14 protein-coding genes and 1 pseudogene are annotated in these 17,297 nt (G+C 52.7%); 5 read left to right on the top strand and 10 right to left on the bottom strand.

The genetic code is table 11. From position 1 onward, the window contains the following. Positions 1 to 297: 297 nt before the first annotated feature. The 3 genes from mnmC2 to ACYVJQ_RS00340 form a co-directional block, all read right to left on the bottom strand. Positions 298 to 972 carry a tRNA (5-methylaminomethyl-2-thiouridine)(34)-methyltransferase MnmC2 gene (mnmC2, locus tag ACYVJQ_RS00350; protein WP_460891078.1) on the bottom strand — a complete coding sequence of 225 codons (675 nt, stop codon included), beginning with the start codon at positions 970 to 972 and terminating at the stop codon, positions 298 to 300. Positions 973 to 1,298: 326 nt separating this feature from the next. Beyond that, positions 1,299 to 1,958, bottom strand: a complete 660-nt coding sequence (locus ACYVJQ_RS00345) for a hypothetical protein (RefSeq protein WP_460891077.1) — start codon at positions 1,956 to 1,958, stop codon at positions 1,299 to 1,301. A gap of 326 nt (positions 1,959 to 2,284) precedes the next feature. Continuing rightward, on the bottom strand, positions 2,285 to 3,247 hold the full coding sequence (locus ACYVJQ_RS00340) for a YihY/virulence factor BrkB family protein (RefSeq protein ID WP_460891076.1): 963 nt from the start codon (positions 3,245 to 3,247) through the stop codon (positions 2,285 to 2,287). A 214-nt stretch (positions 3,248 to 3,461) separates the two neighbouring features. On the opposite strand from ACYVJQ_RS00340, the gene ACYVJQ_RS00335 reads away from it, so the two are divergent. After that, positions 3,462 to 4,226, top strand: coding sequence for a hypothetical protein (locus ACYVJQ_RS00335; protein ID WP_460891075.1), 765 nt, complete (start codon positions 3,462 to 3,464; stop codon positions 4,224 to 4,226). 137 nt (positions 4,227 to 4,363) lie between these two features. Here ACYVJQ_RS00335 and ACYVJQ_RS00330 read toward each other — a convergent pair whose 3' ends face one another. From ACYVJQ_RS00330 to ACYVJQ_RS00310, 5 genes are all read right to left on the bottom strand, one after another. Continuing rightward, on the bottom strand, positions 4,364 to 5,791 hold the full coding sequence (locus ACYVJQ_RS00330; RefSeq protein WP_460891074.1) for a DUF4403 family protein: 1,428 nt from the start codon (positions 5,789 to 5,791) through the stop codon (positions 4,364 to 4,366). Positions 5,792 to 5,869: 78 nt separating this feature from the next. Continuing rightward, a complete protein-coding gene (locus ACYVJQ_RS00325; RefSeq protein ID WP_460891073.1) occupies positions 5,870 to 6,199 on the bottom strand; it encodes a thioredoxin family protein in 330 nt (109 codons plus the stop codon). 87 nt (positions 6,200 to 6,286) lie between these two features. After that, entirely contained in the window at positions 6,287 to 7,015 is a 729-nt protein-coding gene (locus tag ACYVJQ_RS00320) for a DUF3891 family protein (RefSeq protein WP_460891072.1), read from the bottom strand. A gap of 183 nt (positions 7,016 to 7,198) precedes the next feature. After that, positions 7,199 to 7,858 (bottom strand): outer membrane beta-barrel protein, encoded by a 660-nt coding sequence (locus ACYVJQ_RS00315; RefSeq protein ID WP_460891071.1) that lies wholly within the window; start codon positions 7,856 to 7,858, stop codon positions 7,199 to 7,201. A 231-nt stretch (positions 7,859 to 8,089) separates the two neighbouring features. After that, positions 8,090 to 9,052, bottom strand: coding sequence for an NAD-dependent epimerase/dehydratase family protein (locus ACYVJQ_RS00310; RefSeq protein ID WP_460891070.1), 963 nt, complete (start codon positions 9,050 to 9,052; stop codon positions 8,090 to 8,092). A 109-nt stretch (positions 9,053 to 9,161) separates the two neighbouring features. On the opposite strand from ACYVJQ_RS00310, the gene ACYVJQ_RS00305 reads away from it, so the two are divergent. The 3 genes from ACYVJQ_RS00305 to ACYVJQ_RS00295 all read left to right on the top strand — a co-directional run bounded on the left by ACYVJQ_RS00305 (position 9,162) and on the right by ACYVJQ_RS00295 (position 12,997). Next, positions 9,162 to 10,097, top strand: coding sequence for a hypothetical protein (locus tag ACYVJQ_RS00305; protein WP_460891069.1), 936 nt, complete (start codon positions 9,162 to 9,164; stop codon positions 10,095 to 10,097). Positions 10,098 to 10,146: 49 nt separating this feature from the next. Then, positions 10,147 to 11,340, top strand: coding sequence for a glycine C-acetyltransferase (gene kbl / locus ACYVJQ_RS00300; RefSeq protein ID WP_460891068.1), 1,194 nt, complete (start codon positions 10,147 to 10,149; stop codon positions 11,338 to 11,340). Positions 11,341 to 12,100: 760 nt separating this feature from the next. Beyond that, positions 12,101 to 12,997, top strand: a complete 897-nt coding sequence (locus ACYVJQ_RS00295) for an NYN domain-containing protein (RefSeq protein WP_460891067.1) — start codon at positions 12,101 to 12,103, stop codon at positions 12,995 to 12,997. Between the two features lie 387 nt (positions 12,998 to 13,384). On the opposite strand, the gene ACYVJQ_RS00290 is transcribed toward ACYVJQ_RS00295, so the two are convergent. Continuing rightward, positions 13,385 to 14,068 (bottom strand): 3'-5' exonuclease, encoded by a 684-nt coding sequence (locus ACYVJQ_RS00290; RefSeq protein ID WP_460891066.1) that lies wholly within the window; start codon positions 14,066 to 14,068, stop codon positions 13,385 to 13,387. 130 nt (positions 14,069 to 14,198) lie between these two features. Here ACYVJQ_RS00290 and ACYVJQ_RS00285 point away from each other — a divergent pair. After that, positions 14,199 to 15,641, top strand: a pseudogene (locus ACYVJQ_RS00285) (phytoene desaturase family protein); the annotation flags it as partial. A gap of 212 nt (positions 15,642 to 15,853) precedes the next feature. Here ACYVJQ_RS00285 and ACYVJQ_RS00280 read toward each other — a convergent pair. Further along, the gene (locus ACYVJQ_RS00280) at positions 15,854 to 16,777 is read right to left on the bottom strand and encodes a serine hydrolase (RefSeq protein WP_460891065.1); all 924 of its coding nucleotides are present in this window, start codon (positions 16,775 to 16,777) and stop codon (positions 15,854 to 15,856) included. Positions 16,778 to 17,297: the final 520 nt, after the last annotated feature.

The raw sequence follows: 17,297 nt of genomic DNA, 5'->3' as shown, positions 1-17,297 counted from the left end.
GGCGGAGGGGGAAAGCAGTTTTAAGTTAGAAAGCGGCTGTTCCATTGACCTCGTAGCGTGCGCAGCTCCTACGAGTGTCTATGCCAAAGCCTTAACTTATGCAGTAAGGTATTAGATCACGTTGGTGTAGGGACAGGGCTTGATCTGTCCGTGTCTCAGGCTGCTAGGGGGCAGTTTCCTTGTAATAGCCTTGGAAACCCGTTTTGAGGCTGTGCCTCACGGAAGTTAAAAACTTCCGTCCAAGGTAGGTCCAAGTTGGAAACTTGAACCAGAGAAGGCCGAGATGGAGGCTTAAAGCTAATTGGCTTTCACACCCCTAGTCATTTCCCTTTTGCCGGGAGGGCCGGGGAGGGCTTCTACGGTGAAGCCGGCTGCCTTCAGGCTGCGTTTGAAGCTACCCTTGGCGCAGTAAGTGACCAAGGTACCCCCAGGGGCCAGGCAGTCATACATTTTCTGGAAGACGGCGTCGGTCCAGAGGTGGGGCTGTTTTTCTGGGGCGAAGGCGTCAAAGTAAATAAGGTCATAGCTTTCCGGCGCGGGCGCGAAGGTCTCCAGGTCCGTCTCCAGCTTGCGGAGAGTGAATTGCGGGGTAATAGCTACCGGTTGCTCCCAGGGGGCTGCGTGTAAGGGCGTGAAAAAGTCCAGCAGCTCGGGGTTCAGAATGAATTTCTCAAAATGCAATTGGGCCACTACCTCCATAGAAAGCGGGTATTTCTCCAAGGTGTCATACTGCACGGCGGCGCCTGTGGCCAGCGTGTGTTGCAGGGTAAGCAAGGCGTTCAGGCCGGTGCCGAAGCCAACTTCCAGAATGCGCACTGAGGGTAGGCGCTCCAGCGTAGCCTGCAGGCCCATCTTGATGAACACGTGCAATGATTCTTGCAAAGCCCCGTGCACGGAATGGTAATGCTCATTCAGCTCCGGCACGAAAAGCGTGGTAGAGCCGTCCTTGGTTTGTCTTACTTCCAGGTTCATGGGGTGAAATTAGGAATTAAGAACCAGGAAATAAGAATTTAGGGAAAGTGGAGATGGCTGTTTTAGAACCGTTTTTCAGAAAACAGGCTTAAAACGGAAACCTGCCAACTACCGCCATGAGCGGTGTGCTGCGTAGAGGAAAATAAGGAAGTGGCCTCCTGTTTTGAAGGTGATTTTATGAAAACAGGTCCAAAACAGAAATGGTCTGAAAAAGGAAAGGAATATGCCAGAAGAGATTATCAGGCAGGAAGCCTAGCCAGTAGTTTACGCAGGCCAAATCTGCACCCGCCCTTCACTCAGGACTCAGAACTCAAGACTCAGAACTCTTAGTCAATATACCCCTCATACTCAAAGCTAGTCACCTTGTCTTTTGACAGGTGGAACTTGAGCCAGGAGTTGCGTTCCCAGTCGCAGACTTCTACCACGTTTTTGTGCTCTTTGATGAACAGCTTGTAGCCTTGTAGTTTCTGTAACAGCTCCTGACGGCTAGTGCCTACCTTAATGCCATTCTTCAGGGTTAGGTTGGGACTTTTTACATCAGCGTAAGATAGCAGGAACTGTTTGGTGTACTGGGGGTAGTACAGTTCCACAGTGCTGGAGTCAAAGTTCACTTGAAAGATGGTGTCTATGTAACGGGCATTGTGCAGGTTGGCAATGGTGTCTTTCAGCACCTGAAAAGTAGTACGCACCTGTGCCGTATAATGCCTGAGCACGGGCTCAGTCACGGCCAGAAACGGGTTGGAAATAAAGTCGGTGGCTTTGCGCACTTCAGGGTTCTCGTTTTCCTGCATCTCAATGCGCTGGTAGAACGCGGTCATGCTGGCCGTGTTATTGAAGTTGCGCTGAAACGCGGGTTTTACGGGAACAGCTTTGGGTTTAAGGGCGGTGGCCGCGGCTACCCGGGGGGTGTCTGGTTCCTGCTTGCTCTGGCAGCCACCATACGCCCATACCGGGAGTAATAACAAGAGCACAATCAGCCGCCGCATACCAGAATCAGGAGTAGAAGGTTTATTCAGAATGGTAGAAGGTATACGGGAAAACGTGGGGCAAAGCTACGCAATACCCACATTTATTTCCCTTTTATTTGGACCAGGAAAGCAACTTTTACCCCTAGTGTCAGGGCAAATAAATCTGATAATTTTTATACTGAAACAGAGGTTATTTTTTGGCGCATAGAAACCGGTCAGGCAGCAACAATAAATGCTGCCGGCAGCTACCCTCATCCAAAGAAGGTGGCCTAAACCAAACCAGTCTGGCCCTCTGTATAGGAAACGCGTTCCAAGCCCATTCTTTGTGAAAGGGCCTTAACCGGCTATTCCTTAAAACGCCCCTGTGCGGGTGGCCGGCCAGCTTTGGCATCATCAGATTCTTCAAACGGTACTTCGCGTACCTCAATGCGCACAGAGTTCTCATTGGGAGTGATGGGTTGTCCGAAGCAGTCAGCGTATTCCTGGGTAACCTCTGCCCCAAAGAAGATGATGAGCGAGGAGTAGTACACCCACACCAGCAGAATCACCAGGGACCCGGCTGCGCCGTAAGAACTGTTGAAATCGCTTTGCCCAATGTACCAGCCAATAAGGTACTTGCCCAGCAAAAACAGGAAGGCAGTAATGGCGGCCCCCACCCAGACATCGCGCCAGCGAATAACGGCGTCTGGCAGGTACTTAAAGATCAAGGCGAACAAAAGGGTAATGAAACCCATAGACACCACCACGTCCAGTATGTAAATGAAGACGATGGCCACGTCTGGGATCATCTGTTTCATGTAGTCTGTAAGAATGCCAATGAGCGCGCTCACCACCAAACTCACCAGCAGCAGAAATGCAATGCTTAGAATCATGCCAAAGGAAAGCACCCGGTCCATGACCAGTTTCATGACTCCGTTTTTGGCCTTGGTCTTGAGGTTCCAGACCTGGTTAAGCGATTCCTGCAGGGTGACAAAAATGGTGGTGCCGGCAAAAACAAGTGTGCCAATCCCAATCCAGGTGGCCATGGTGCTGGTGCCTTCCAGGTGCTGCCGGGACAGCATTTCCTGGATTTGGGTGGCCGCGTCGGGGCCTACCAAAGAATCAAGCTGCGTGTACAACTGGCCGCTAACGGCTTTTTCACCGAAGAAATAGCCCGCGGCGGTGACCACAATGAACAACAGCGGGGGCAGCGAGAAAATGGTGTTATAGGAGAGCGCCGCCGCTAACCGCAGCGAGTTGTTCTCCATGAACTGCACCCCCGAATTCTTGATAAGGGAGAAAATACTTTTAGCAGCATACTTGGCCATTGGCGTGGGTCTTTTTAGTGGGCTTGGAGAGCCGGCTGCTTTTCTGTTTTCCTGGAATAAAAACCAGACAGAAGCCTACTCTAAGGCAAACTACGGGAGCGGCAATACAATTGTTGAAATTATAAGTATAAAGGCAAGGCGGTGCCGGGGTAGAGATAGCCGTTCATTCATGCTTTTTCGTACCTTAGTCCAACACCTTTGACCCACCCTTGCTATGAGATTGTTCTTTCTGTACCTGTTCCTGAGCAGCAGCATGCTGCTGGTAAAATGCGGCAGTACCAGCCCAGAAGCCCTAGGCACCGCCGACCCCAAAGCGGCGGCTCTTGCCAAAGAAGTGATGCAGGCCATGGGCGGCCGCAAAGCCTGGGAAGATACCCGCTTTCTGGCCTGGACTTTCAATAACCAATACCATCTCTGGGACCGCAAAACCAATGACCTGCGCTATGAGCGCGGCGACTCTCTGGTGGTGATCAGTAATCTGGATACCAAAAAAGGGCAGGTGTTTCTCAGGGGCACCCAGGTAACCGACACCACCAAGGCCAACCCCTGGCTTCGGCGCATGTACCCCACCTGGGCCAACAACTCTTACTGGTTTATCATGCCGTACAAGTTACAGGACGCCGGAGTAACCCTCAAATACGTGGGCGAGGGCCAGACCCAGGCCGGTGCCCCCGCCGATATCCTGGAAATGACTTTCCAGAAAGTGGGCGTGACACCCGATAACAAATACCTGCTGGCTATAGACAAGAAAAGCCACCTAATCACGGAGTGGAGTTATTTTGCCAAGTACACAGATCCTAACCCGGCCTTCACCCGCCCCTGGACCAATTACCAGCGGTACGGTAACCTGCTGCTTTCCTCGGGCCGCAGCACTGATCCCAATGACCGCCTCAATATCAGAGACATCGCCGCCCCGGCAAACGTGTCCCCGGACGTGTTTAGCAGCCCAAAGCCAATTAACCGGAGTCTTTTTAAATAGAAGGCTGAATAAAAGAACATCTTAAAAACAGGAAGGCCGAATCTCGTTTAGATTCGGCCTTCCTGTTTTTAAGAAAGTCATGGTTTTTGTTTTGAGGCTGTTTTCTCAAAAGTAGGCCTAAAACAGGATTCCAGCTATTACTCCACAAAAAGCGCCAGCTTGCCGGTGGCCTGGAAATGGGCGCGTATGCCGGTGGGGGTTACAAAAAGCGTATCTGGCTCCAGGGTAAAGCCAGAGCCCCGTAGCAGGACCTGTTCCTGCAGGCGGTTTTCGGCCAGGCCAGCCTGCAGGGCCTGCCGTAGCGTAGTGAGCTGGCTTTTCACGGGGAAGTCTAGGTTCTGCTCCAGCTGCGCCAAGAGTCGGTTTTTAAGCAGCCATTGGGCGGTGTTGAGGAGTTGGTCCTGGGTGTCTAGGGTGTAGTTTAATTGGCGCACTTTAATGCTTTGCGTGCTGGGGTCATAATACGGTACACCCTGTAGGTATATTTTTCCGGAGAATTTCTTGGTCAGGAAAGCCGCCTTGGTCTGGCCGCTGGTCTCCAGGGCCAGCAACAGCTTTGTGCCGGTTCCGCTCACCTGTGCCTGGTGAATGGTGAGTTGGTGCTTGCCGTCTTCAAAGGTAAACGTCTGGCCTTTGAGGCCCTGCTGCACCATTTGCGTGAGGGAGGCATAGGGTACTTCACTGGCCAGCGCAATCTGGGCTTCCTGGGGGAGCGTGCGCACGGGGGTAAACCGGGGTAATCCAGATAAAGCCTTCGCCTCTGGTTTTTTGCCGGTGGCTACATGTACAAAAGCGTCTATGCCCACCTGCAGGCTAAGTTGGTCCTGTTGAAGTTCCAGGGGCGTAACCCTAATGGCCTGCGGCGAAATGGAAAGCCAGGCCTGGTACTGCTTATTCAACAGCAACGGGTTTTGGATCTGCTGCCAGGTCTGGTTCAGGAAGGTTTGCAGCGGAATCCTTTCCTGCAGTTGCTGGTCTAACTGCGCCAATAACGGCGCCATCTGAGCTTTCAGCTTGGGTTCTACAAATGGCGCCAGATTGATGCGCAACGGCCCAAAAGAGACGGTAGGCTTGCGGGCGCCCCAGACAAAATCGCCGCTGGTATAACTTTTAAGGGTATAGTCTGGCAAGACCTGCAGGCGGCTATCGGTGCGCACGGTTACATCAAACTCGGTTTCTTCTGTTTTCTGGATGCGTTTGCACAGGGTGCAGGCGTTCCATTGCCATCGGCCGCGGGCCCAGATTTTAAGGGGCACCTCCATGGTGAGTTTGCTGAATGCGGCGGTTAGTTTTATAGGGCCGGCCTTGGTCACTTTCACTTCCAGGTTGTCATCCTGCAGGTTGTTGTCCTGGTAGAGCACGCCGTTCATTTCCTGGTTCAGGCGTTCTTCCAGCACCCGCACGGGCACGGTTACCGGCAGCGTGATGGTGGAAAGTTGCAGGGGAGGGGCGGTGTACTCATCAATAGCCGGTGCCGGGGCATTCTCTGCCAGGGAAGAGGTGCGCTGGCAGCCTGAAAGCCCTATTAGGGCCGGTAGAAAATACAGGAAAAAACGCTTGGGCATAGCAGGCAGAAATGAAGGAGCGCGGTAGAAAGCCTTTCTGTTTTGGGCCTGTTTTTGGGCACACGGCCTCAAAACGCCTTAGTCACAGCAGACCAAAAGCTTTTCAAGGTACTTTCTTACCTTTTCTTCAGTAGACAACAAGGCACAGTCCCGTAAAGTGCCTTTGTAGTAAATGGCAAAGAAAGGGGTGCCGCTTAGTTTCACTTCCTGGCTGGAAACCGGGTTCTCTGAGGAGTCAAGTTGCAGGAAGGTGATGTCTTGGTAGGTGGGGTTTTCAGAGAGCTTTTTATAGGCCGGGGCCAGGGCTTTGCAGATACCGCAGTTCTCATCCACAAACTTGACAATTACCCGTTCTTTTTCAAAGATGATAGAACGAAGCTCGTTGTCTGAGGAAATTTGAATAGCCATTAGGATAAGAAAGGAAAAATAAATTCAGGCTAGTATTAACGTGTGAAATAGGCTTTAGGTTAAAAAAAGGATACTGGATACCCTTATTCAGCCTTTCTGCAGATGCCATTCCTTGAGGTAGATGGGGGCTTCTTTCATGGCCTGGGCCAGTTCAGGATCATTGGCAAACTGCAGTTGCGTAAGGCAGCGGGCTTCTACCTGCAGGCTCAGTTCTGGGGCCTGGAAGGGCCAGGGCTCCAGCTGCACGGCACCTGATTTTAGTAATTTTACCTCATAGCGTATGCGGTCGGGGCCGTGGCTTATCTCCAGGGCGCGCTCCATCTCGGGCAGTTCGTTGCGGCACAGGATAAGCGAAAGGCGGTCACACCACTGCATGAAGTCATAGGCGTACTGGGCCTGGGATTTGGTGACTTTGAGTTGCCGGCGCCAGTCTTGCTGACAGGCCAGCTGTTGGTCTAGAAAGGCGTCCCATTCTTTTTTCTGGCCGAGCAGGTCTTCATACAGAAAGGAAAGGTGCATGCTGGTAAGCAGACTTCGCCACCGGCCCTGGAACCGGGCTTCTTTCATGACCTGTTTGGCCTGCTGCAGCGCAAAGGGCAGTTGCGTGAAATTGGCGGGTGCGCCGGCGGCAGTGAGGGCGTAGTGGCCGGTCCAGTCTTTCTGGCCGTCATCATGCTGGGCAATGGCGGCCAGGGTTTGCATGAAATGGAGCGGGTGTTTCTCTGGTGTCCAGGCGAAGCCTATCTCTGCGGCCAACAGCGCGTGCGCCTGCTGGTAGATAATTTCCCACCCTTTCTCATGCGTGTTTACAATCATACCGTTTTTTTGCCTAAAGTGCCGCCGCCGTTTTTAACTGAGAACCCCGCGCAAAGGTTTTATACCCAGATGCAGAAACTGTTTTGCACCTGTTTTGCCAAAAACAGGCTCAAAACAGAAAAGGCACAAAAAAGCCCGGCAGTATGCGTTACTGCCGGGCTTTGAAAGTACAATGGCTTGATACTAGAACACGAAACCCAGACGCAGGCCGCTGTTCACGGTTGGGGTCAAGGAAAGGGTGTTTCTGTCATCATCATACGTGATGGTGTTGCCAGAATTCTTGGGGTCTCTCTCTACCTCGCCGTAGGTTCTGTACTGGAAGCCCAGGCCAAACTCCACGCCTAAATACACGTGCTTGGCAAAGTAGTAATCAGCGCCGGCTACGGCCCCTAAGCCTAAGCCAAAATAGTTGCGGTTAGAAATGCCGTTCCCGTTAGACCAGGCACCGTCAATTTCCTCAAAGGAGCTTTCCTCATGGGCAGAGAACTTGGCCAGGGTAAGTTCAGCGCCTACGTAAGGAGACAGGCGGTCTGTGCCGGCAAAGTGTTTTTCAATGCCTGGGGCAATGGCCACGTAGGTAGTGCTGCGGTTGAAATTGTCGTCAAAGTCCTCAGTGGTCATGTTGAGGGAGAAAGAGGCGCGCACGGCCAGATCTGGGGCCATGAAGTAACGGCCGCGCAGTTGGTTCAGGCCCAGGCCCACGGTGTTGCCATCAGAAAGGCTCAGTTGCACCTCACCGGTTACCTCACCGGCAGCAGGTTTGATGATTCCAGAATCTTGGGCAGAAGCGGCAAAACCCAAAGAAAGACAGAAGGTGGCGGCAAAGAAAAATTTCTTCAACATACTGGTAATGGTTAAAAGGGGGTTAAATGAAGCCGCAATATTAAAGAAGCAAACCGTATTTATAACAGTATCGGCGCCAAAAGAAGAAACCAGAAATGCCAAGGTGATGAGAATGAACAGGATAAAAAATACAGGTACGTTTTAAGCCTGTTTTTCTAAAAACGGCCTTAAAACAGAACGCCCACCGCTTCTGCAACGGTGGGCGTTTTAAAAAAGAGTAAGGCAAGGAGCCTAGTTGTTGGTGCGCTTCAGGTTCAGGAGCATGTCATCGGTCATGGTGTCCAGGTCAAAGCTAGGCTGCCAGCCCCAGTCCTGGCGGGCGGCGCTGTCATTGATGCTCTGGGGCCAGCTATCTGCAATCTGTTGGCGGGCATCTGGCTCATAGGTAACGGTAAAGTCTGGGTAATGGCGCCGGATGCTGGTGGCAATCTCCTGGGGAGTGAAGCTCATGGCGGCCAGGTTGTAGGAGGAACGTATTTTCACTTGCTCCAGGGGGGCGTGCATGAGATCCAGGGTGCCTTTGAGGGCGTCTGGCATGTACATCATGGGCAGGCGGGTGTTCTCGCTCAAGAAACACTTGTAGGTGCCTTTGGCCAAGGCCTGGTGGTAAATGTCTACGGCGTAGTCGGTGGTGCCGCCGCCGGGCAGGGCCTTGTAGCCAATGAGGCCGGGGTAGCGCAGGCTGCGCACATCCAGACCGTATTTCAGGAAATAGTATTCGCACCAGCGCTCGCCGGCCTGTTTACTGATGCCGTAGACCGTATTGGGGTCCATGATGGTGTCTTGGGGCGTGTTCTGGCGGGGCGTGTTGGGGCCAAACACCGCAATAGAAGAAGGCCAGTACACTTTCTCTACTTTCTGCTCCAGGGCAAAGTCCAGCACATTGAAGAGGCCGTCCATGTTCAGGCGCCAGGCAAACTTAGGGTTCTTCTCTCCGGTAGCCGACAGGATAGCCGCCAGGTGGTAAATCTGGGTGAACTCATAGCGGGCGGCCAGGTCTGCCAGGTGTTGGGGCGTGAGCACATCCACAATCTCAAAGGGGCCGGTTTCGCGCAACTCGGCCTGTTTGGGGTATTGAATGTCAGCGGCCACCACGTGGGCGTTGCCGTAGAGCTTTCTCAATTCAAGGGTGAGTTCAGAGCCCAACTGTCCGCAGGCGCCTATCACTAGAATGGCATTTTTTTGTCTTGTCATGCAGGTGCTGAATAGGAAAACAAATGTACGTTATTCAACTGGCTCCAAAAAATATGGGGGACTGCACAGGTTTTGTATCTTTGGAAGTGGGAACCTGCGTACTGCCTCTATGACTTTTTCAGAGTTTCTGATTAAACGGCGCATTGCTGAAACGGCTTTTCAAGCCGATGATCCGGTGCGGTATGTCCGTTGGCAGGAGCTATACGCCCAAATGCACCCCAATAGTTTTTACAATTCGGTGAAGATGGTGCTCAATGACGTGCGCCGCCGCTACCTGCTAGTGCCAGAGCCAGCTGTGGCCGGCGCGCAGAAGGAGGTGGAGATCGCAGCCCCCGCCCGGCCCAGAGTTATTACCCGGCGCGCCGCACCCACCAAGGAAGCTGCTGATCAAACATCTCTTGAAACCACTCCGGTAAACCGGCCGCCAGCCGAAATCATTGCCCAGCTTTCCAAGGAAGAGACGCCAGTGGCAGAAGAGCCGGTTGTGTCCGCGCCTGCCTCTTTGGATGCCCTGGAAAAAGCCCCGCCCAAACCCGGTCGCGCCAGACCCGTTTTCAAACGCCCGGCCTCAGATGCGCCGGCTGTGGAGGCTGATGCTGGTGGTTCTGATAAAGATAAGTCAACAGGTAATTCAGCTGAAACTCAGGACACCCCTTCACCGGAAGCCCCAGTAGCAAAACCATCGCGCCCGCGCCCGGTGTTCAAACGGCCCGCCTCTACGCCAGAGATAACTGCCGTCTCTGCAGAACCTTCCACGCCGCTGTCAGCTCCGGAAAACGCTTTTCCTGTTATTACGCCGCCGGCAGAAGAAAGCAAACCCAAGCCGCCCAGACCCAGACCGGTTTTCAAAAGACCAGCTTCCGGCGAGAGCGAAAAACCTGTTAACGCAGAGTCGCCAGTTTCGGGCAGTTTTCCTAAAAACGGCCCTGAAACGGAAACCGGTGCTCTAGAAACTCCGGCCCAGGAACCTGCCAAAACTCCGCGGCCGCGACCCATTTTCAAACGGCCTTCATCCCCGGCCGGTGAACCCGAAAAGCCTGAATAATTCCTTAGAACTTACATACCATAATCCCGAACGCCTTAAACGCAACACTATGTACGAAACGCTGAAACCAGATGTAGAGCAGCAGTTAGCTGAGATCAAAGCCAACGGCTTATATAAAGAAGAGCGCATTATCACCACCCCGCAGCACGCTGAGATCAGAACCCAGCAGACCGGCGAGGTGCTCAACTTCTGCGCCAACAATTACCTGGGCCTGTCTTCGCACCCCGCGGTGCTGGAAGCGGCCAAGCAGACCCTGGACACCCATGGGTTTGGCATGAGTTCGGTGCGGTTTATCTGCGGTACCCAAGACATCCACAAGCAGCTGGAAGCCAAGATTGCTGAGTTCCTGGGCACCGAGGATACCATTCTTTACGCGGCCGCCTTTGACGCCAACGGCGGGGTGTTTGAGCCTTTATTTGATGAGCAGAGCGCCATTATCTCAGATGCCTTGAACCACGCGTCTATCATTGACGGGGTGCGCCTGTGCAAGGCCCAGCGCTACCGCTATGAGCACAACAACATGCAAGACCTGGAAGCCAAGCTGCAGGAAGCCCAGGGCGCCAAGCACCGCATTATTGTGACAGACGGCTCTTTCTCCATGGATGGCACCATTGCCCAGTTAGATAAAATCTGTGACCTGGCCGATAAATACAAGGCGCTGGTGATGGTAGATGAGTGCCATTCCTCAGGCTTTATTGGCAAGACCGGCCGCGGTACGCATGAGTACCACAATGTAATGGGCCGCGTGGACATTATCACCGGTACCTTAGGCAAAGCCTTGGGTGGCGCCATGGGCGGGTTTACCTCCGGTAGAAAAGAAATCATAGAGATGCTGCGCCAGCGCTCACGCCCGTACCTGTTCTCCAACTCCCTGGCCCCGGCCATTGTAGGTGGGTCTTTGGCGGTGCTGGAACTGCTGAGCTCTACCACTGAACTGCGGGACCGCCTGGAGTGGAACACCAAATACTTTAGAGAGAAAATGACCGCCGCCGGGTTTGACATTAAGCCAGGTGTGCACCCCATTGTACCCGTGATGCTGTATGAGGCCAAGCTGGCCCAGGAGTTTGCGGCCAAGATGCTGGAGAAAGGCATTTACGTGATTGGCTTCTACTACCCGGTAGTGGCTAAGGGGGCCGCCCGTATACGGGTGCAGCTTTCCGCTGACCATACCCAGGAGCACCTTGACCGCGCTATTCAAGCCTTCACGGAGGTAGGCAGAGAACTGGGCGTGCTGAAAGGGTAAATTCTCTTTCTAGCCTGTTTTCCGGAAAGTACAGCAAAATGCCCCACTGGTCAACGGAGATCAGTGGGGCATTTGACTTGGGGGAAAACTATCTCTACATAGAATCCATAGCAATATTATAAAATAATTTAACAAATTAAAACTGAACCGGTTTTAAAAGGAGCAAGGGTGGCAAATACTTAGGTGGCTTGCCGTCTTTCACCAGCGCTCTAAAGGATGGTTAGTATTTTAAATTAAATAATTCTATAAAAATTTATCTTTTGGGAGGAGGATTAAGATGGTCTATTTGCGTAAGACTTTGGTAGTTTCAGTTGTCTATGGACTATACCAGACTATGCAATTACGTAAGTACTAGAAGAAGGAAATAGAACGTTAATAATTTAGGTTGTCACCTAACCAATGAATGTCTACTTTTGGCAAATATTCCCTAACGGAAAGGGGCCTTTATTTTCCGGGTTATTAGTGATAAGCGTACCAGTAAAGATATACCAGATCACCTACTAAGGTGCTAATGCTCACCAAGGAGTGAAAATTGAATAAGATTGTGGTTCCCCCGATTGGTTTATTGAGATTCTATAAGATATAGCAGATTAAATAAGTTAGGTTTTTGTTTCGTTACTGCCTCTAATTCCTGCTTCTCCCATCTCCAGTAGCAATTTCTGTTTCCTTTCCGCTTTCTTATGGTGGTTCTCCCTCCCTTCTAGTTTAATAGTGAAACAGATTAAATAATAAACAGACAAACGTAAAAAAAACCGACAACATGCAGGACAAACTAGTGAGGATTGGCGTCTTCTACGACGGCAATTACTTCTTACAGGTGAGTAACTATTATGCGTACGGCCACCAACGAAAGCGCCGTATCAGCATATCAGGGTTACATGAATTCATCAGAGACCAGGTAGCGGAGGAAGAGAACATAGATCCGCGCTTTTGCCGGATTGTGGATGCCCACTACTTCAGGGGAAGATTGAATGCCTATGAGGCCAGCCAGCGCGGCGACACCCTGTACTGGGACCGCGTATTTGATGACATCCTGATGTCTGAAGGCGTGACTACCCATTACCTGCCGGTGCGGACTACGCCGGAAGGGTATAAGCAGGAACGCGGCATAGACGTATGGCTAGCGCTGGAAGCTTTTGAACAGGCTTTCTACAAGCGGTTTGACGTACTGGTGCTTATCTCTTCAGACGGAGACTACGTGCCCTTGGTGCGTAAGGTGAACACGCTGGGTACCCGCGTAATGGCTATGACCTGGGAGTTTGAGTACACCACAGACAACGGCCAGCGCATGACCACCCGCCCATCACAAGACCTGTTGGCCGAAGTGACATACCCTATGGCCATGCACGGCATTATTGACCAGGCCATTGCCCGTAATGATGCGTCTATCCAGCACTTCTTTGTGCAGCCAGACCAGAAACGCACCACCGCGGTAGTGAAGGATGAGGAGGAACAGCCAGACCACGGCGAAGGAGAGATCATGAGCCTGAAGAATGGCTACGGCTTTATCAAATTCCCACCCAACAATCTGTTCTTCCATTTCACTAACGTGATAGACACAGATTTCAATGACCTGCACGTGGGTGACCGCGTGGAGTTTGACATTGAGAAAGATGAGGAAGGCAATGATGTGGCCAAGAGTATAAAACTGTTGTAGTAGCCTGACTAACTACTGCGGCAGTATCTGGCCACAGCCAAAAATTTTTAAAGACAACAAAAAAAACAAAAGGGGGAGCCGCCAAGCTCCCCCTTTTTTGTGGAAACGGTAGTTTCCTTGTCGGGTGATGGGTTGAATCCTGCTTGTCAATAACCGCTGGAAGATGTAAAAGCTATTACCTGAAAGCAGATGAATGTCTGTGTAGCCTTTCTAAAGAAAATTATAAATTCCTTTAAAGCTATATAGTTCTTATGCCTTTAAACGGAAGCCGCCGGGATAGGGTCTTTGGAATAAATACGGCATTTTCTTTAGATAAATACGTCAAATACTTTCCCATGCCAGTGGTTGAGATATTGATTTTGTTATAATATATTGAGTATCTGATGGCTACGCTTCCGGGTTGGTCAGTGGATTGTCTTCTGAGGAGGCAGGGCTTTGGGGCGGAAGCACCTCGGCCAATGGCGGAAGCCAGAAAGGATTTCCGTATTTGGGGTTGAGCACCAGCTTGTTGCGCATGTCATCCAGGGGGCTTTCTTCATGCAGGCGGTGCAGTAGATGCCAGGTAGCGGTGGCGTCCGGCAAGGCGCGGTGCCAGCGGCTCAACGGAATGCCGTAGGCCTTGCACATATCAGGGAGGCTACGCGGCGAAGGCTGCCGTAACCGGCAAACCGACAGGGTGTCTATAAACGGGTGCTGCGCCGGACCCAGTTTTAAGCGGCGGTAGGTGCTGTAGAGAAAGCCCAGGTCAAATGGGGCATTATGTGCCACCACCGTGCTGTCGCCTATAAATTCCTTCAAAATAGAAAAGGCCGCGCGTTCCTCCATGCCATAGGCCAACTCCTGGGCCGTAATGCCGGTAAGCTGCGTGATTTTGGAAGGTAGCTCGCCTTTGAGCTTCACTAAGGTTTGGAACCGGCCGGTCAGTTGGCCGTTGGCACTTTTCAGGGCCGCAATCTCAATGACCCGGCCTTTGCCGCCGCCCACACCCGTGGTTTCAAAGTCAAGGGCGGTCACATTACTGAGAACCGGCGTTAGTTGCGGGAAAAGCGGAAGAAAAGGCGCGTCTGACATGCAAAAATGAGTAGCTTGTACCCTCTATACGCAAGAACAGAATTCTGTTTTAGGCCTGTTTTTTGGAAAATGGGCCAAAAACAGGTGGGCCTCTTTTCTGGTTTGAAAGTATAAGGGGGAAAATTTAAAAAGCATGACAGAATATGACGCGGTAGTGGTAGGCACGGGCCCCAACGGGCTGGCAGCGGCCATTGCCCTGCAACAGACAGGCCTTCAGGTACTACTGCTGGAAGGCAAAGACCAGATTGGCGGCGGCCTTCGCTCCAAAGAACTTACCCTGCCGGGCTTTGTGCATGACGTCTGCTCGGCCATTCATCCGCTGGCGGTGGGTTCCCCGTTTTTCAAGACCTTGCCGTTGCGGAAACATGGGTTAACGTTTATTTCGCCCCCGCTTTCTGCGGCGCACCCTTTTGACAACGGCACCGCAGCGGCCCTGCACCCCTCCCTGCATGATACCGCTGAGGCCCTGGGGCTGGACTCCAAAACCTACCTGGATTTAATGGAGCCCCTGGTGAAAAGCTGGCCCGGCCTGGCCGCAGATGTGTTGGGGCCTCTGCGCTTTCCCCGCCATCCCCTGGACATGGCTGCCTTTGGGTTGAACGCCCTTACTTCAGCCACGCACCTGGCCAAGAATTTCCAAACCCCTGAGGCGCGCGGGCTCTGGGCTGGTATGGCGGCGCATTCCATCCAGCCGCTTTCCAACCTGAGCACCTCGGCAATAGGCCTGGTGTTGATGGCGGTGGGGCATTTACAGGGTTGGCCGGTACCCAAGGGCGGCTCCCAGCAGATTGCCAATGCACTGGCCTCTTACTTCACTAGTCTGGGCGGGACCCTAGAAACTGGCGTCGATGTTAAGGCCTTGGCACAACTTCCGGCTAGCAAGGCCGTGCTGCTGGACGTGACGCCCAGGCAACTACTGGAGATAGCAGGGGAGAAGTTTTCGCCTATTTACAGAAACCAATTGCAGCGCTACCGGTATGGCATGGGGGTGTTCAAGATAGACTGGGCCCTGGACGGACCTATTCCGTTTACCGCCCCAGAATGCCGCCAGGCAGGCACCGTGCACCTGGGGAATACCCTGGAAGAGATTGCTGCTTCTGAACAGGCCACCGCCCAGGGGCAGCACCCCGAAAAGCCATTTGTGCTGCTGGCCCAGCAAAGCCTGTTTGATGACACCCGGGCACCTGACGGAAAGCATACCGCCTGGGCTTATTGCCACGTACCAAATGGCTCCACCGTAGACATGACCACCGCCATTGAAAACCAGGTGGAACGGTTTGCGCCCGGGTTCAAAGATCTTATTTTGGCCCGCCACACCATGAACACAGCCCAACTGCAGGCCTATAACCCCAACTACATTGGCGGTGACATTAACGGCGGCATCATTGACTTGGGCCAACTCTACACCCGCCCGGCGCTTCGCTGGTCACCGTACCAAACCTCAGTAAAAGGGCTTTACCTATGCTCTTCCTCCACGCCGCCCGGCGGCGGCGTACACGGCATGTGCGGATACCATGCGGCCCGGCGTGCCTTGAAAGATATCTTCGGGTTGCCGGCCCCGGCGCTGGCCTGATAAAAACAGAATAGGTGTCTGGTGATGGGTTGGCTCTATATATAAGAAAGAACGCAGGGCGGAGTCATTTAGGAAGCCTAAGCGCTGTGATGCGCAGACAGAAAAGCGTTATTAAGGTGAAGAAAGTCCATCCGCCGTTTTAAGCCTGTTTTTACAAAAACAGGCTTAAAACGGCGGATGAAACTTGGTTAGAAACTGTGATTAGGAGAAGTCTAATACTTTTCTACGCCTCTAGCCGGTTGCCAATCTGATTTAGGTTCAAAGTGCTGCCATATGGTTTTGGAGACAGCCCTAATCAAAGCATAGCCGGCGTTATTATACTGCCAACTTTCGTCTTTCTGGTTTTTGGTGATGACGCAGAACACGTAGTCGCCGTGCGGGGCGTTCACCAGCACCACCTCAGACCTTGACTGGTTAACCGCCCCAGACTTGGAGGCTGTGTGCGCTGTAGGCGGTATCTGGGAAAGGGCCACCTCATCATAGTAAATGCGACCCAGGTTGCGGTACATGCGCTCACTGGCGGCGGGGCTCACGGCGCGTCCTTCCCGAATCATGGTTACAAGACGGGCCATCTCGCGGGGAGTAGTCTGGCCCCAGCCATATTTCTGCCAATTAGGGCGGCGGCCTTGGGTACGGGAATTGACGCGCGTATGGGCGAAACCGTTCTTCTCCAGCCATTCATTGATGGCCACACCGCCACCAGCCAACTGCTGAAGCCATAGGCTGCCCGTGTTGTCTGAAGTGGTGATGCTGAGCATCTGTACCTTGCTCAAAGCCACCGTGCTGCTGTCCTTGAAATTGCCCACAATGTCTTCCCCGGCATAAAACAGTGAATCGCGGTACCGGAGAATGGTATCAGGAGCTATTTCGCCGCGTTCCATTTTCGCGAACATGCCCACCATAATAGGCACTTTGATCATGCTGGCGGTTGGGAAGAGGCTGTCTGCATTGATGGCCACCGTCTTGCCGGTCTTCAGGTTCCGCACATAAATGCCCACGTCTCCCCCAAAGCCCTTTGTAAGAGCCTGCAGTTTCTGAGTGAGTTTGGCGTCAATTTTCTCTTTATCGGCCTCTTGGCCGAAGGAAGGAGCAGAAAGCAGCAAAAGAAGAAGCGGGAGAAGATAGATCAGGCGCATATAGAATCAGGTTACCGCCCAAAAGATAAACATTTCCTTGGCATATCGCGCTTCCTTGGTGGTGGGGTAGAAACTGTTTTGAGCGTGTTTTGGGAAAAACGGGCTGGAAACAAACAGCTGCGCTGAGTTCTGAATCCTGAGTTCTTAGTTGACCGGCAGGAGTGCGTCATCCCCCTACCCCCTTGAAAGGGGGACGAAATGCGTGGTCATAAACATGTGTCATCTGCTGGTGTAAACACCCCTCTGCGCTCCCCTCAAGGGGAGAGTCTGCGTTTATTTAGCGGAATTGGATTTTGTTAGACAAGCCCCGTTTTGGGCCTTTTAATGGAAAACGTACACAGAACGCCATTCACCCTAAAGCGGATATTGAAGTACCTCATACCCAATCGTTCCCCAGTTCCAGTCTTTACTTCGAGCGCCTCGCTTGTGGCCCTGCAGTGGCTCTGCTAAGAGAAGAAGGCAACTCGGCCGCAAGGGCAGTGCGAGGGGGAAGGACGGGGCCCCGCGGCCGTGAGCGCTC

This window comes from Rufibacter soli, from assembly GCF_054781795.1.
Note: the sequence above shows the minus strand (reverse complement) of the source record. Positions and strands in the feature narration are given on the sequence as shown.

Bases quoted from the DNA above. Each gene is read 5' to 3' on its own strand.
- ACYVJQ_RS00305 (WP_460891069.1), top strand. From the start codon at position 9,162: ATGACTTTTTCAGAGTTTCTGATTAAACGGCGCATTGCTGAAACGGCT.
- ACYVJQ_RS00310 (WP_460891070.1), bottom strand. From the start codon at position 9,052: ATGACAAGACAAAAAAATGCCATTCTAGTGATAGGCGCCTGCGGACAG.
- ACYVJQ_RS00335 (WP_460891075.1), top strand. From the start codon at position 3,462: ATGAGATTGTTCTTTCTGTACCTGTTCCTGAGCAGCAGCATGCTGCTG.
- kbl (WP_460891068.1), top strand. From the start codon at position 10,147: ATGTACGAAACGCTGAAACCAGATGTAGAGCAGCAGTTAGCTGAGATC.
- mnmC2 (WP_460891078.1), bottom strand. From the start codon at position 972: ATGAACCTGGAAGTAAGACAAACCAAGGACGGCTCTACCACGCTTTTC.
- ACYVJQ_RS00340 (WP_460891076.1), bottom strand. From the start codon at position 3,247: ATGGCCAAGTATGCTGCTAAAAGTATTTTCTCCCTTATCAAGAATTCG.
- ACYVJQ_RS00320 (WP_460891072.1), bottom strand. From the start codon at position 7,015: ATGATTGTAAACACGCATGAGAAAGGGTGGGAAATTATCTACCAGCAG.
- ACYVJQ_RS00280 (WP_460891065.1), bottom strand. From the start codon at position 16,777: ATGCGCCTGATCTATCTTCTCCCGCTTCTTCTTTTGCTGCTTTCTGCT.
- ACYVJQ_RS00290 (WP_460891066.1), bottom strand. From the start codon at position 14,068: ATGTCAGACGCGCCTTTTCTTCCGCTTTTCCCGCAACTAACGCCGGTT.
- ACYVJQ_RS00325 (WP_460891073.1), bottom strand. From the start codon at position 6,199: ATGGCTATTCAAATTTCCTCAGACAACGAGCTTCGTTCTATCATCTTT.
- ACYVJQ_RS00330 (WP_460891074.1), bottom strand. From the start codon at position 5,791: ATGCCCAAGCGTTTTTTCCTGTATTTTCTACCGGCCCTAATAGGGCTT.
- ACYVJQ_RS00295 (WP_460891067.1), top strand. From the start codon at position 12,101: ATGCAGGACAAACTAGTGAGGATTGGCGTCTTCTACGACGGCAATTAC.
- ACYVJQ_RS00315 (WP_460891071.1), bottom strand. From the start codon at position 7,858: ATGTTGAAGAAATTTTTCTTTGCCGCCACCTTCTGTCTTTCTTTGGGT.
- ACYVJQ_RS00345 (WP_460891077.1), bottom strand. From the start codon at position 1,958: ATGCGGCGGCTGATTGTGCTCTTGTTATTACTCCCGGTATGGGCGTAT.